This window comes from Bacteroidota bacterium (assembly GCA_018831055.1).
Taxonomy (GTDB): Bacteria; Bacteroidota; Bacteroidia; order Bacteroidales; family B18-G4; genus M55B132.
Genome location: JAHJRE010000233.1, coordinates 1 through 16281 on the forward strand (window position 1 = coordinate 1; position 16281 = coordinate 16281).

Consider the following 16281-nt stretch of genomic DNA (forward strand, 5'->3'; position numbering starts at 1 on the left):
AAACTGGTCAATGCTTACCCAGGACGGAGAAGACAACTACGCAGAATTCATCGTTAACGGTGACGAAAACAACATCTACGCCGAGCAGGGCGGTTACGCAAACTACCTTTATATAAACATGGACGGAAATTACAATATCGCCGATGTTTATCAATATGGTTTTGACAACTATGCATCCATTTCCATGTACGGCGACGGAAACGAATCCTGGATCGATATGGACGGTGGTTTCAACAGCGTCGAGCAACTCATCACAGGCAGTTACAACTACGCCGATGCATGGGTGATCGGTTTCGGCAACACCGCCATTGAAACACAGTACGGAAACGGTAACCAGCTTATGGTTGACCAGTGGGGTGATGGTAACTATACAATCGTTGCTCAGGATGGAAACAACAACTTCAGCTTTACCGGACAGTACGGTGTGGGCAACAGCCTTTACGTTACACAAAGCGGAGAAGCCAACAACAATGAGCTTTATCAGAATGGTTGGTTCAACAGTGCAAATGTAAACCAGAGCGGATTTGCCAACAGCAACTTTACCGAGCAGATTGGCGACGATAACATGCTTGATCTGAACCAGTCGGGTGACTACAACACCAGCAGCCTTTTCCAGGGTGGTTTTGCCAACATGGCCCAGATTGATCAGAACGGCGAAGGAAACAATGTAAACATGTACCAGGAAGGCGCTTTCAACGAGCTGTACGCAGAGCAGAACGGTGATGGAAACAACCTCTACGCAGACCAATCCGGAGTAGGAAACACAATATTCAGCTATCAGAATGGAAACTATAACAACACTGAGATCATCCAGTCAGGCGAATTCAACTTCGTAAGCGCAGTTGTAGCCGGCGGTGATGAAAACAACATCAACGCTTACCAGTACGGCGAAGGCAACATCACCAATGTTTACCTCGAAGCCGGCAGCGATCTTAACAACGTGAACGTGGATCAGGACGGTCTCGGCAACACAGTCGGTGACGGATTCTTCTCCAACGGTATCTATATCGCAGGCGACATGAACATCAGCAACGTATCACAGCAGGGAGCAATCAACAGCGCTAAAGCAACCATCTTCGGAAACGGTAACACTTCAGGAATTATACAGCACTAATTCTGCGATAATTAGCTTCATAACCGACTCCCCGGGTCTCGATGAGATCCGGGGTTTTTTTATTTATTTTATTTCAATATTTACTATTTTAGCATTGGATTCTCAGTCCAGTATTTATAAACCAACCATTATTAATTTCTTATGAATCGCATAATTGTTATTCTCGTCCTTTGCCTGATGGTCCTTGCTTCCTGCGAAACCAGGCGTAATGTTTTGTTTTTGAACGAAACCGACCTCACCTTCATGGAAACCGGCTGGGGTAATGTACACAAGAACTACAGTGTCGACAGTAACCTTCTTCAGGTTGCAGGCAAGGTTTTTGAAAACGGTGTCGGCACCCATGCCATCAGTAAAATGCTGATCGATCTGCATGGAACAGGGAAGAAGATAAGCGGATATTGCGGTGTGGACGACGAGAGCGGTGATCCTGCCAGCGTTGAGTTTTTCATCCTGGGTGATGCAAAAGTGCTTTGGCAAAGCGGAATCATGACAAAGGGTGATTCTGCCGGGAAATTCGATGTAGCCCTTGATGGCATTCAGAAACTGGGGCTTTACATCTCCGATGGTGGCGACAACATCAACTACGATCATGCCGACTGGCTGGAGGTGGCCATTGAGTATACCGGCCGGGAGCCGGTCCCGGTCATGCAACCCATGCCTGAAGCCTATATCCTCACTCCTCCTCCACCGGATGAGCCAAGGATCAACGGTCCTTCTGTCTATGGTGCCACACCCGGAAAACCCTTCCTGTTTAAAATCCCTGCAACCGGCAAAAGGCCTATGACTTTCGCTGCTGAAGTACTTCCTGAAGGATTAATATTGGATCCTGCCACCGGTATCATTTCGGGAACATGCCCTCCCAGGGGCGATTACGAAATAACCTTTACAGCAAAGAACGAACTGGGCAGCAACAGCAAGTCCTGGAAACTCGTTTCCGGCAGTTCTCTGGCCCTCACCCCGCCTATGGGCTGGAATAGCTGGAACTGCTGGGGACTGAGTGTCGACCAGGAGAAGGTGAAAGGGGCAGCTGAAGCCATGGTCAACTCCGGCCTGGCCGATCACGGATGGTCATTCATCAACATCGATGACGGCTGGGAAGCAGCAGAACGTACTCCTGAAGGTGAACTCCTGGCCAACGAGAAATTCCCCGACATGAAGAAGCTGGCCGATGACGTTCATGCCTTAGGGCTCAAACTGGGCATTTATTCCGGTCCTGGGCCACTGACCTGCGGAGGTTACCTTGCCAGTTACCAGCATGAATTACAGGATGCGCAGACCTGGGCGCGCTGGGGCATCGATTACCTGAAGTACGACTGGTGCGCTTACAGCCGCATTGCCAAAGACCGCAGTCTTCCGGAACTAAAGAAACCATACATCCTTATGCGTGAGATGCTCAACCGGGTAGACCGCGACATCGTTTACAGCCTCTGCCAGTATGGTATGGGTGATGTATGGACCTGGGGCGAGGAGGTTGGTGGCAACCTGTGGCGCACCACCGGCGACATAACCGATACCTGGACCAGCATGGCCGGCATAGGGTTCAGTCAGGACAAGTGCTCCCCATACGCCGGTCCGGGCCACTGGAACGACCCCGATATGCTGGTGGTAGGCAAAGTAGGCTGGGGTCCCAGCTTGCGCGAAACCAAACTCACCCCCGATGAACAATATACGCATATCAGCCTGTGGAGCCTTCTTTCCTCTCCCCTCCTGCTGGGATGCGACATGCAACAACTCGATGAATTCACCCTGAGTCTTCTCACGAACGATGAAGTACTGGCCGTGAACCAGGATCCCCTGGGCAAACAGGCAACAAAACTGGCTGAGGGTGATGGTTACCAGGTCTGGGGCAAGTCCATGTCGGATGGTTCAACCGCCATAGGGATATTCAACACCGGCTCGGATAGCCCGGTGGAAGCTTTTTCCTGGGATGGTGAACCGGATGTGAAAAAGATACGGGTTTCCTGGAAGGAACTGGGACTGATAAATAATGAGTACAAGGTACGAGACCTTTGGCGGCAACAAGACCTGGGAAACTTTTCGGAAGGATTTGAAGCGGAAGTACCTTACCATGGTGTGGTCTTCATTGGGATCAGGTAATCCCTCCGTTCTGAGCATTCACTAACTAAATCAAAGCGTTTATCAATCCAATCCCGGCGTTTATTGATTTGTTGCACTTAAGCTTTTCTAAGGTTGTATTTTTAGTAAAATATTTCTTTTTATTAACCCGCTAAAACTATAACCATGAACAAATCAGCTATTTTCCTGATCTTATTGTCACTATCGGGCGTCTTCTGCCTGTCACAGACAATAGTCCCTGCCGGAGATGTTTCCGGTACCTGGAATGCAGAAGGATCACCCTACCTTGTTGAAGGAGAGATCACTGTCCAGGCCGGTAACACCCTGATCATCGAACCGGGGGTGAATGTAGAGTTCCAGATCAATTGTGCCCTCCTTGTTACCGGCAGGATCCTGGCAGAAGGTACTGAAAACGACACCATCCTGTTCAGCGCAGCCGGAACATCCGGCCATAGGGGCGTTAGAATGGCTTCAGTCGATTCCCTAAGTGATACCTGTTTTTTTCGTTACTGCAGATTCCAGGATGGAAATGGCATTGGCACCTGGCCGGATAATTGTGGCCCGGGCATTGCGGTCATGAATTTCAACAAAGTGGTAGTAGAACACTGCCTTTTTATTGATAATAAAGCCTGGACCGGCACCAATGCTGCCGGAGGAGCCATTGCATTTCAAAACGCTGACATAATAATCCGCAACAATAGTTTTATAAATAATAGATCCAGCGTAGGTGGGGCCATGATGGTATATGCCTGCAACAATGCGATTATTGAAAACAATTACTTTTACGATAATTATGCCACAAAAACCGCCGGGGTAATCGCTGTCTGGGATCACTCCAATCCCCTTATCAAAAATAATATCTTCGAAGCTAACCATGCCAATCAATTTGGAGGAGCCATTGAGGTTTATCTTTCAAGCAATCCCCAAATATCACATAACCTGTTTGTAGATAATTATTCCCTTATAGATGGAGGGGCTATTGAGCTGAATGCATACTGCAATCCTTTGATCATTAATAATACTATTGTAAATAATTCTTCAAACAACCATGGAGGAGGCATTGATATATATGATGAGTCGTCCCCCAGGCTGATCAATAATATCTACTGGGGCAATGAATCACCAAGCGGCTGTCAGATATACATTTACTCCGATGATTGTATCCCTGATTTTTACTTCAACGATATCCAGTATGGACAGGATTCCATCGAAGGAGCGCCAATCCTGGGACAATGGAAAGCAAACATCGACCTCTACCCCATTTTTGTTGATACCGCATCCAATAATTTTCATCTTGAATGGGATTCTCCCTGCATCAACGCCGGTGTAGATACGATTCTCGACCCGGATGGCACCATAAGCGATATAGGTGCATATTATTACCATATTATCAATCCGGGAATCAATGAACAGAATAATAAGCAAACACTAACACTCAACCTGTATCCAAATCCGGCAGTTTCAGTATTAACGGTAAGTTATGGAACTTTTACGCAAAATAGTATAAATGAATTGGGTATACCCAATGACCAGGATATGGAAGTTACTATATTTGATCTTCGTGGATCCAGAGTTTCATCCTTTAGCCTGCCGGGATCATATAAATCTAAGAACCAATTTACGTTGGATGTATCGGATTTGCCTTCCGGAATATATTCAGTGCGGTTAAAAGTGGCCGGAGCAGATATGATTGGCAAATTTATCAGGAGATAAATACAAGGCAAAATTGCTGATGGAAGGAACATTAAGGGATTCCAGGATGCAAAACCTGATCTTTTCGGTTATAACAGGATTAGTTTTCAGGATACGCTTATAACCAATAGTGGTACCTTCTGTGATTAATATCCATTCATTATCCGGGCTCAAGGCAAAAACCCGGAAGCGTGAAATGCGTTGTCCGAACCTGATGGGTTCCTGGATCACAATCCTGTCGAACTTCACAGGTTCTTTAAACTCAATCGTCAGTTCAGCGGAAAATAAACTGTCATCTGCAGCCCAATATGAATTTCTGTCATCATCGATGATATTTGCAGGACTGAAATATTCATCATTATTCCGGATATTGTTTGCTATTACATATCCATTAACGGCAAGGTTAGTATCAAAGGTTTCCTGTATGATTTTCCTGAATTCTTTAAGGCTGTCAATATCATTTTCATGGATCAGACCGCGACGGTCCGGAGGTATGTTCAGCAGCAGAACGGCATTTCTGCCAACCGATTTATAATAAATATCTACCAGTTGCTGAGATGATTTGACCAGACTATCCTGTTGTTCATGATAAAACCAACCCGGCCGGATGGATACGTCGCACTGTCCGGTGATCCATTTGTTTCCATCCGGATCGCCGGTATTCAGGTAAGCTTGGTCGGCGCCGCCTATGGTAAGCCTGCTGTCGTCGATCATCGACCAGAATGTTTCCCCCGCGAAACCGTTTTCATTGCCTACCCAGCGAAGGTCAGGACCGGCATCGGAGAAGATCATGATATCCGGTTGCAGTGATTTTACCAGGGTAAAAGTAGAATCCCATTCGTAGTATGTTTTATTGTCGATGGTCCGGGTTTCATTGGTACCACCGTAATATCCACTACCCCCGTTGGCCCCGTCGAACCAGATCTCGTCGATCTTTCCGTAGTTTGTGAGCAGTTCCTTAAGCTGATTCCTGTAATATGTCAGATATTCCGGCTTTCCATAATCAGGATGGTTGCGGTCCCAAGGCGAAAGGTACAGACCTGTTTTCAATCCATGCTTCCGGCAAGCCTCGGTGAACTCCCTCACGATATCACCCTTTCCATTCCTGTATGGGCTGTATTTGACACTGTGTTTAGTAAAAACGCTGGGCCACAGGCAGAATCCGTCGTGATGCTTGGCTGTGAGGATCAGTTCTCTCAGTCCTCCCTCTTTTGCTGCCATAACCCATTGCTCGCAATCAAGCTGTTCAGGGTTGAAAATACCGGGGTCTTCATCACCAAAGCCCCACTCCCTATCGGTAAAGGTGTTCATGGAAAAATGGACAAATCCCACCATTTCCATTTCCTGATAATTAATCTGTTGCACTGAAGGAATAACCTTACAGACAGGAATATCCTCAGGTAATCCCGCGCCATTATAACAGCCGGCGGCCATCAACAGGCTGAATATGAATGTTATCTTTCTTATACGCATTTCCAAGAATCTGGAGCATGAATACCTGCATTAGTGCAGGTTGATTTATTTACCTGATTTGATCCAAACCGCCATCTCTCCGGGCCCCCTGTGTGCCCATGCATAGTAAGGGATCATGGTAAAATCCTTATTCCCTGAACCCTGCAGCATGACCAGGCCACCCAGCAAGTCAGGATTAAAATCGGTGCTTATGGCTGTGGATGGATCTATTTCCAGGTTCATAACTGAGGAGTCGGCCTGGTCGGTCCATTCAGCGCAATAAACCAGCGGTCCCCGCTGTATGGCCACTTTACCCGTATCCTCAGGCACCTTCTCATGGGCAGTGATAAACAGTACTTCCATGGGCAGGAAAACCTCCACTTTATCTCCGGCCTGCCATTGTCGCTCTATAACCGCATAACCTTTATCCATTAAAAAATCTTCCTTCTCCCCGTTAACAAAAATATCCGGCTGATTCTCGAATCCATTCAGGGTTGTATACAGATCTGACGGAATAACCTCGCCCGTTGCCCATCCCGGCACCCTAAACCTCAGCGTGAAAGTCGCGGGTTTATCGGGCTCTATTTCAAACAGGCTTTCACCTTCCCAGGGCATCAGACTTTTCTGAATTAACTTCACTTTGGCATTCTTAAGTTCAATATCCGCTAAACTGGAAACATAAAGGTTCACATAGATATTCCTGTCATCTTCAGCATAGATATACCCTTGCACAGAAGGGATAAAACGGCTGATGTTAGAAGGGCAACATGCGCAGGCGAACCATTCGCTACGACTGTCTTTTCCATGGGATTCCAAACGGTTGGGGTAAAAGAACAGGTTTCCTTCCAGGGCAACACCGGAAAGCACGTTATTATAAAGGCTTCTTTCCAGGATGTCGATATATTTGGAATCTCCTGTCAATAGGAACATTCGGTGATTCCAAAGCACATTGGCAATTCCCGCGCAGGTTTCACAATAGGCGGTGGCATTGGGCAGGTCATAAGGCTCCCCGAATCCCTCGTGGCTGCCCACGGAGCCAATGCCTCCGGTTATATAAAGCTTTCCCGAAACAACATCGTTCCAGATGCTGTCGATGGCTTGTATATAAGCCAAATCCCCGGTCATGGAAGCCACATCGGCCATGCCGGCATACATGTAACAGGCACGAACAGAATGCCCGACTGCCTCACGCTGTTGCGTAACCGATTCATGAGCCTGGTTGTATGAATCACCTCCCTGTCTGGTATCCAGGAAGAAGCGGGCGAGCTCAAGATAACGTTCATCCCCTGTGGTACGGTATAGCCTGACCAGACCGATCTCAATCTCCTGATGGCCGGGATATTTTTCAATCTTTCCCTTGCCAAAATCCTGATAAACAAGGTCGGCCGACTTAATGGCTATATCCAGGAAATTTCTTCTACCCGTAGCATTGTAATGAGCCACAGCCGCTTCATACATATGCCCGAGATTATACAGTTCGTGGCTGTGGTGATTCACTTTTTCCCAGCGTTGTGTGCCGACCCATCCGGTATCGGCTTCTTCTCCCAGGATGGTGCGGTATGTGTATAAGTATCCATCCTTTTCCTGGGCCGCGGCTATCCAGGAAATCAATGTATCAAGATAGGCATCCAGGCTGTCGTCGGGAAACTCCTGTAAAGAGTAGGCCGCCCCTTCCATGATCTTGAAAACATCGGAATCGTCGAAAGGATAACGGGAACTGAAACCGCCTTCCTCAAGACCGCCGGCAACCCGGAAATTCTTTAAACGCCCCGTTTCTTCACACTGCTCGAAAGCAAAAGGTATAGTGACCCGGTTGTTGGTCTCCAAACGCGATTTCCAGAAATTATCTGTGAGATCCACTTTTGTAAACGAAACCGGTCTGATCTTGTAATCTTTGGAATTTCTTTCCTCCTGGCAAGAAGTAAAAATAAACAATACGGCTAATAAAATTAGCGCGATGACAGGCTTTTTCATAATCCATACTTTGGTAAATATTGAAACCCTAAAATACAAAAACAACATTGAAGTAATACGAACTCGGGAAAGAATATTAAAATGAGGCAGGTAGCGGGTTCGGGAGTTTAGAAGTTTAGAAGTTTAGAAGTTTAGAAGTTTAGGGTTTAGGGTTTAGGGTTTAGGGTTTGATGATCCATAACATTAGTTCTCAGGTTGTTTCCTTATCGCTAATCGCCAGTTTCCAGTAAGGTATAACATTTATTATGTGTTCTTTTACTTTCAGTTCATCTTCCTGGTCAGTGGTTACAATCAGTCCCTTTTTTACACCACAGTATTCCATAGCTTCAATAATCCCATTGGTTTCCCGTGTCAGATTATCACTTTTTAACGACGAACATACCTGAAGGCAATGGTTTATGACACCTTCCTCTTTGATGATAAAATCACACTCATAACGGTTGGTGTAATAAAAAACCTGTGCTCCCTTTCTTCGGTAATGCAGGAATACAGCATTTTCCAGTATTCTTCCCTCATCTTTGGAAAACGAAAGCGAATTGGCATTTGCCAGACCGGTATCAATAGAATAAATCTTCCTCGGATTGAAGATTTGCTTTTTAAGGGAATAATCAAAACGTGGAATGGTAAATAAAAGATAACTATCCTGGAAGTAAGAGAGATAATCAATCACTGTTGTGGCCGATCCCAGTTCAAAAGTATTTTTCAACTGATTATAGGATAACACTTTTGATATATTCGATATGATGTATAAAAGCATTTGTTTAAGGGTTTCATGCCTTCTAACCTGCTGCCTGACCGCGATATCACGATAGATAATGTCATAAAGTATCTGATGAAGTATCTCCTGATCAGTATCTTTTAAATATTCAGGAAACCCGCCCTTATTGAAATAATCCCTTGAAGAAGCCGTCGATGCCTTGCCCCCTGTGAATGTCAGAAATTCCTTGTAGGAAAACGGGAATATTTCCCTGATCAGATGCCTCCCGGTAAGTTTGGTTCCTAATTCCCTGCTTAGCATTGAAGCATTGGAACCGGTAATAAACACCTGATATTTCTCGTCATGCAAGGCTCTGATGTATCGTTCCCATTCAGGAATCACTTGTATCTCATCGAAATAAATTTTCTTAACTCTTTTTTCTTTAATGATTTCGTCCAGTTTGTTAAAGTCATCCAGAGCAAAACCACTTAACTTTGGATCCTCAAAATTCAGGAACAAAAAAGGTTCATCCTTCGGGAATAATTGTCTCAATAAAGTACTTTTCCCGCACCTCCTTATCCCGCTGATAATGTTGATATGACTCCCCTTTAGTGATATTTGCCCGGCAATATCTCTTTCAATACCTCTTCCCAGATGACTGTTCCTCTCCTGCTGAGATTCCAGCACTTCAGAAATAGCTGATTTTAACATGACAGCAAAATTTTATTTTACAAAAATAATATATTTTATATTAGCAATGTAAACTAATAATAAAAGGTACATATCGTACTTTTACGTGAGTTTCAGGATGCAACTTGTTATCAATCATTCCTGATACCCATATAACATTATTCCTATCTTTGCCGAAATTCAAGAAAAGCTGCAAAATGTCCGATAATAAGAAAGCATTTAAAAGATATACCATTACTTCTGCTCTGCCATATGCCAATGGTCCGATCCATATTGGTCATCTGGCGGGGGTTTATGTTCCGGCCGACATTTACGCCCGTTATCTACGGATGCAAGGCGAAGACGTATTGTTCATAGGGGGATCCGACGAGCACGGGGTACCTATCACCATCAAGGCAAGGCAACAGGGCGTTAGTCCACAGGAAATTGTAGACAAATATCACGCGATCATCCGGGATTCATTTGCAGCGTTTGGCATTTCCTTCGATGTTTATTCCAGGACATCGGCTCCCATACATCATGAGACGGCATCTGAATTTTTCCGTAAGCTATATGAAAAGGGGGAATTTACCGAAAAAACCACCTTGCAGTATTACGATGAAGAAGCCGGACACTTCCTGGCCGACCGGTATATTACGGGAACCTGTCCGCACTGTAGTTTCGATAGAGCTTACGGCGACCAGTGTGAAAACTGCGGTACTTCTCTCAGTCCGACCGACCTCATCAATCCCCGTTCTGCGCTAAGCGGTAACGCTCCGGTGATGAAAGAAACCAAACACTGGTATCTTCCGCTCGACCGTTACGAAGGCTGGCTGAGAGAATGGATCCTGGAAGGCCATGAAAGCGACTGGAAACCTAATGTTTACGGTCAGTGCAAATCCTGGATCGATCAGGGACTGCAACCCAGGGCCGTAACCCGCGACCTCGACTGGGGCGTTAAGGTTCCATTGGAAGGCACAGAAGAAAAAGTGCTTTATGTATGGTTCGATGCCCCCATAGGATACATATCCGCCTCCAGGGAATGGAGCGAAAAAACAGGAAAAGACTGGGAACCCTACTGGAAAAGCCACGACTCCAGACTGGTTCACTTCATCGGTAAGGATAACATCGTGTTCCATTGTATCATTTTCCCAGCTATGTTACATAAGGAAGGATCCTTTATCCTTCCCGACAATGTCCCGGCCAATGAATTCCTGAATCTTGAAGGAGAAAAGATCTCCACTTCGCGTAACTGGGCAGTCTGGTTACACGAATACCTGGAAGATTTCCCGGGAAGACAGGATGTGCTCCGGTACACCCTCTGTGCCAACGCCCCGGAATCAAAAGATAACGACTTCACATGGAAGGATTTTCAGGCAAGGAACAACAACGAGTTGCTTGCAATCTTTGGCAACCTGATCAACCGCACGATGGTATTAACGGAAAAATACTTCGGCGGAACGGTGCCGGCAGCAGGTGTGCTAACTGATATCGATAAATTAGTCCTGGAAGAGATCAAAACCTTCCCCGGCAGGATAGGAAGCCGCATTGAGCATTTCAAATTCCGGGAAGCCCTGAGCGAGATGATGAATCTGGCACGCCTCGGAAACAAATACCTCACCGACAGTGAACCCTGGAAGGTGATCCAAAGCGATGAAGAAAGGGTGAAGACCATTTTGAATGTATCACTGCAAATCTGCGCCAACCTTGCCATTCTCTCAAAGCCTTTCCTTCCCTTTACCGCAGAAAGACTGGTTTACCTGTTGAACCTTCCTGAGCTGGACTGGAACGATGCCGGCCGCAGCAACCTCTTGCCTGCCGGTCATATCCTGAACAAAGCCGAATATCTTTTCGAAAGGATAGATGATAAAATGATAGAAGCCCAGGTACAAAAACTCCTGGAAACGAAAAAAATGAACGAAGCAGCACAAGCCGGGGCTAAACCGGCAAAAGACAACATCAGTTACGACGATTTTGCAAAAATCGATATCCGTACCGGCACCATCCTGGAAGCCGAAAAAGTGCCCAAAACGAAAAAACTTCTGAAACTGAAGATTGATACAGGCATCGATAAACGTACCGTCGTTTCCGGAATTGCCGAATATTATGAGCCTGCCGCCATCATCGGGAAACAGGTATGCATCCTGGTTAACCTCGAACCCAGGCAGTTAAAAGGCATAGAGTCGCAAGGAATGATCCTGATGGCCGAGGATAATACCGGTAAACTGGTTTTTGTTTCGCCTTCAGAGAAATTCATGAACGGCAGCGAGGTGAAATAAGTCTCTAATCGTCTCACTCTATGAAAAACTTCCATGCGCAGTAATACTCTTCAGGATGAGGATCGGGCGGGCATGCAATACATTCGGTCTTAATGCGCTTATCGATAGCCTCCGCGAATGTTGTGTATTCAACCAAACCCCCTGATTTACATGGATAATCATCCAGTCCTTTGCGTTTGCGGGCCGATTGCACCCTGCAGTCATCCATCCTGAAAACAAAACTCTTCTCCGTTTCCTCATGGATGGATTGCTTGTTAACGGAAGCATAAAGGCGATACTGAAGGGCCCTCTTCAAGCCTCCCAAACCGGGGTTTTCCGGGATATTGAGCAATCGTTTGATCGACCAGGCCTCATAGGGTGAAAATTGCCCCCAGGTTGAGTCGTTGCACCTCTTGGCATCATTCATGCCGCGTGTAAACTCAACCGCCTGGAACCAAACCCCGTCCATAGCCAGCCAGTTTACAGCTACACCTTGTTTCAACTCCTGCAATTTGTCCTCCGGCATTTCCAGGAGGGGGATGGGTAATCCATCATCCAACTCAAAGCCAAGTATTTTAGCCAGTCGTTTCATATGGATCTCCTCACTGCGGGCAGAAGCAACCTTCAAAACTTCGAGCGCCTTTTCCCTGCCCAGCTGGTGCTGTACCTCCGCATACCACATGGCATGGTGCATCATACTGCGGTGAAAATAATCAATGATCAACCTGACGGTTTCCTTTTTGTTGTTCATTTCCTCAACTCCTTTATAAACAATGGATCACACAAGATGCTGGCCAGTACTGACGGAGCAACTTCGGTCCCATAACTTTTTAACTTCTCTATAATGGTTTCTTTATTGGTATCATCTTCCAGGATCTGGCGTATCTCTTTCATCTGGGATCCCTTCAGTTCATCCTGAAGAGCGGAAAGAATGATATTGTAAAACTCGTTGGTAGCCTGTTCCCGTGCCGGTAATCCAAAGGTTTTCAACTCATCGATTGAAGCTTCCAGGATTTCCCGTCCAAGCTTTTTACACGTTTCCAGATATTCTGACGATCCGGTTGTATCGCGAAGAGCCCAGCTGCTATAATCATAGGTTATCTTCTCGATCTGCCGGATCTTTTCAGAATGTTCCCCGAAGATCCTGGCAACTATGACTATAGTGTATTTCTTCCAGGCTTCCAGGTCGAAACCCTTGACATTCAGCTTGTCAATCTGGTTCCGTAATAAATCTATTTCTTTCTGAGCCATGATATGATATTAAATTGGGATAAATTTAATAAAAAGAATCATGCATCAGGTTGTTTCTATTGTCCTTAAAAACGCTGCTGGGATCTCCACAAACAATTCCTTGCCAACACCGGCAATCTCAATCCTGACCTTTTGCTTCCCAAGCACCCTGACCAGGTTACCCTGCAACCCTTTCATGGCGCCTTCAATGACTTCCACCAATTGTCCGGGAACCAGACTGCTTGTATCTATATTCAGGTTTTCACCCTGCGCAATGAAAGTTTTTATGGCTTCAATCTGTTGTGGAGGTATAGGTACAGCTTTGCCTTCAAAAGTGATGTATCTGACAACATGTATGGAGGCATTTAACACCTCAAAATATTCTTTTACCGAAACCCTGGCAAAAATATAGGAGCGGAAAAGTGGTTCTTCCACCCATTTCTTACGGTCAGACCACTGTTTCAGGGTTTTCACCAAAGGCAGGTAACTTTCAATGCCAGCTTCTTTCAAGTCTTCCCAGGCTCTTTTTTCGGACCTAGGCCGGGTGTACAAAGCGTGCCAGTGATACTCGTGTTTTGGTTTAACCATGGATCATCGGTTTACTGAACAAGCTCCCTGTAAGGAATAATATTAACTGCCGAAGATCCTGCGAAGCACAGATTTTTTCTCCACATCCTTATCATCGGAGTAATACCCGTAACCATAACCATAGCCGTAACCATAGCCGTAACCGTAACCATAGCCGTAACCATAGCCATAGCCATAACCATAGCCATAGCCATAACCATAACCGCTGCGGCCCAGCTTAACGTCGTTGATCAGGATGCAGGTGTTTGGAATATTCCTTAGTTCAATGTCTTTGATAATGGAACCAAACACCTTCTTATGAGTGTAATTCTGCCTTACAATGAATAAGTTGGCATCAGTGTGTTTCATCAGGAGAAAGGCATCGGTAACCAGTCCGACAGGAGGTGTGTCGATAATAATAAAGTCATATCTTTTCTTCAGCTCCTCAAACATCTCATTGGTTTTGTCGGAGGCGATCAATTCAGCCGGATTTGGAGGCACAGGACCTGCCATTACCACATCCATATTCTCAATGGGAGAAGTCTGGATCATCTCATCGATAGTACATTTATTGATCAGATATGATGTTATCCCGACCGTATTTGTTAGTCCAAAATCCTGGTAAATCTTGGGTTTTCTAAGGTCGAAACCCATTAAAAGGGTCTTTTTCCCATAAAAGGCATATATAGAGGACAGATTTATAGACACAAAAGTCTTACCGGCACTTACCATATCCGATGTAACCAGGAGGGTTTGCTGCTCCTTACCCTTCAGGATATACTGGATATTGGTTCTGACCGACCGGAAGGACTCAGCGATGGATGATTTGGGTGATTCGGCAACAACGAGTTTGGAAATTTTGGTACTATGAATGATATGGCCAACGATAGGAATCTTTGTCAGTTTTTCAACATCCGATCTTTCCACAATTTTATCATTCAGGTAATCTTTCCCCAGGACGAAGGCCACGGGGAGAACCAGGCCCAGCAAAAGGGCAATCGTATAGTTCAGGCTTTTCTTTGGAAATACCTGGGATTGTCCATCCGTTCTGGCTATATCGATAATTTCGTTATCGGGGAAATTCGAGGCTTCGGTGATCTGAGCTTCCGATCTTTTCTGCAACAGGAATGTGTACATGGTATTGCTCAGGTTGAAATCCCTTTCGATATTGAACAAAGTTCTCTGTGTTCTGGGGAGTCGCTGCATTCGTTTTTGCATATCTCCTACGCGGTCGTCGATATCGGCAATACCAATATTCGAGGTATTGATGATACTGTTTATATTCTCGAGCAAAGCATCACGTGTATTGCGGATCTTTTGGTTTAGTTCGGTAACCAGAGGATTGGTCTCACGCGCAGCCGACAATAGTTCTGTTTTCTGATTATTCAGTTCGATGAGCTCGGTAGTTAGCTGATTAAGCAAAGGATCCTCTATCCCCATGGAAGATGGGACAACCAGCTTATCGAGGTTATCTATGTTTTTCTGAAGATATTCCTTAAGGTTAACATAATACTTCGCTTTCACCATCAACTCCGCCTTTTGTGTTTGCAGTTCTTTCATATGCTCAAACACCATCTGTGTTTCGAAGTCGATATCCATTACTTCATTATTCAGACGGAATGTCTCAAGATTTTGCTCGGCATAAATCAGTGTGTCTTCAATACCTTTCAGTTCCTGGTTAATAAATTCAATCGTATTCCGTGCTACCTTGTTCTTTTTCTCCAGTTCTCTTGATAGGTAAGCCTGGGTAAGAAAATTAAGGAAATCAACCAACTTTTTCACATTATTCCCCTTCAGGGATATTTTCAAAAGCGAAGCTTCCCTCTGCACTGGTTCAATCTCAAGTCCACGGAATCTGCCTACCAGCGACTGGTAGCTGTTAAAGACAAAAAGGTAATCGTTTTCCTTATCCTTTTCAGGATCGAAATTACTGTTCAAAACAACCCTGAAACTGTATTCCGGTGTTTCAATAATTTCCCCGAAAAAAAATTCCTTGTCAAGATTAACACTTTCCAGTTTTTTATCAGCAACAGGTTCCCCTTCGTTGTAATAATAAAGGGAAATATTCTGACCTTCCGCTGATAATCTGAATTTAGAGTTAGAAATGACATTAACATGAAACTGAAGGTTAACCGCTTGAATATGGCTTGTATCAAACTCAACGCTAAACGGTGAATCACCGTAGATCTCTTTCAGAATGAAATCCTTTTCCTGAAAGTATGACACTTCAAAAGGCAGGCTTTTAACTGTGCGCAAGGCCAGAGAATAGGATTGCAGTATCCCGATTTCATTTTCAATATTCTGCTGCCTCCTGCCAAAAGAACCCAGACCTATCAGTGCCTGCGGGTCCATAGAAGCATCATCTTTAACCAGTACCGTTGTGGATATTTCATAAACCGGTTCCGTGTATTTATTGAACAGAAAGGCTATGATAAGGGCAACGATGATGGTGAGTACAAATAAATACCAATACCGGTAAAATTTAAAAAACAAGGCTTTAAAATCAATGGATTCTTCCTTGTTAAGCTCATAGAATTTTTCCTGGTCCACGG

At 45.2% G+C, this 16281-nt stretch carries 11 protein-coding genes; 4 read left to right on the top strand and 7 right to left on the bottom strand.

The window, feature by feature from the left end:
• The 3 genes from KKA81_15480 to KKA81_15490 form a co-directional block, all read left to right on the top strand.
• On the top strand, positions 1-1114 hold a 1114-nt coding region (locus tag KKA81_15480; GenBank protein ID MBU2652329.1), incomplete at its 5' end, for a hypothetical protein.
• Between the two features lie 141 nt (positions 1115-1255).
• Positions 1256-3211: an NPCBM/NEW2 domain-containing protein gene (locus KKA81_15485; protein MBU2652330.1), complete on the top strand. Its 1956-nt coding sequence runs from the start codon at positions 1256-1258 to the stop codon at positions 3209-3211.
• A gap of 144 nt (positions 3212-3355) precedes the next feature.
• A complete protein-coding gene (locus KKA81_15490; GenBank protein ID MBU2652331.1) occupies positions 3356-4903 on the top strand; it encodes a right-handed parallel beta-helix repeat-containing protein in 1548 nt (515 codons plus the stop codon).
• On the opposite strand, the gene KKA81_15495 is transcribed toward KKA81_15490, so the two are convergent.
• The 3 genes from KKA81_15495 to KKA81_15505 all read right to left on the bottom strand — a co-directional run bounded on the left by KKA81_15495 (position 4856) and on the right by KKA81_15505 (position 9716).
• Entirely contained in the window at positions 4856-6355 is a 1500-nt protein-coding gene (locus KKA81_15495; protein ID MBU2652332.1) for an alpha-L-fucosidase, read from the bottom strand. The genes KKA81_15490 and KKA81_15495 overlap by 48 nt on opposite strands.
• A 45-nt stretch (positions 6356-6400) precedes the next feature.
• On the bottom strand, positions 6401-8308 hold the full coding sequence (locus tag KKA81_15500) for a glycoside hydrolase family 127 protein (GenBank protein ID MBU2652333.1): 1908 nt from the start codon (positions 8306-8308) through the stop codon (positions 6401-6403).
• Positions 8309-8498: 190 nt separating this feature from the next.
• A complete protein-coding gene (locus tag KKA81_15505) occupies positions 8499-9716 on the bottom strand; it encodes an ATP-binding protein (GenBank protein MBU2652334.1) in 1218 nt (405 codons plus the stop codon).
• A 176-nt stretch (positions 9717-9892) separates the two neighbouring features.
• Between KKA81_15505 and metG the strand changes: the two genes are divergently transcribed.
• The gene (gene metG, locus KKA81_15510) at positions 9893-11953 is read left to right on the top strand and encodes a methionine--tRNA ligase (protein ID MBU2652335.1); all 2061 of its coding nucleotides are present in this window, start codon (positions 9893-9895) and stop codon (positions 11951-11953) included.
• Positions 11954-11966: 13 nt separating this feature from the next.
• Here the strand turns inward: metG and KKA81_15515 are convergent, their stop codons facing one another.
• Genes KKA81_15515 through KKA81_15530 form a run of 4 tightly spaced genes read right to left on the bottom strand, consistent with a single transcriptional unit; the run spans position 11967 to position 16279 of the window.
• Positions 11967-12683 (bottom strand): cytosolic protein, encoded by a 717-nt coding sequence (locus KKA81_15515; protein ID MBU2652336.1) that lies wholly within the window; start codon positions 12681-12683, stop codon positions 11967-11969.
• A complete protein-coding gene (locus KKA81_15520) occupies positions 12680-13183 on the bottom strand; it encodes a hypothetical protein (protein MBU2652337.1) in 504 nt (167 codons plus the stop codon). Before KKA81_15520 ends, KKA81_15515 begins: the two co-directional genes overlap by 4 nt.
• 45 nt (positions 13184-13228) lie before the next feature.
• The gene (locus KKA81_15525; GenBank protein MBU2652338.1) at positions 13229-13750 is read right to left on the bottom strand and encodes a UpxY family transcription antiterminator; all 522 of its coding nucleotides are present in this window, start codon (positions 13748-13750) and stop codon (positions 13229-13231) included.
• A 42-nt stretch (positions 13751-13792) separates the two neighbouring features.
• Complete coding sequence (locus KKA81_15530; GenBank protein ID MBU2652339.1) at positions 13793-16279, bottom strand: polysaccharide biosynthesis tyrosine autokinase; 2487 nt, start codon at positions 16277-16279, stop codon at positions 13793-13795.
• Positions 16280-16281: the final 2 nt, after the last annotated feature.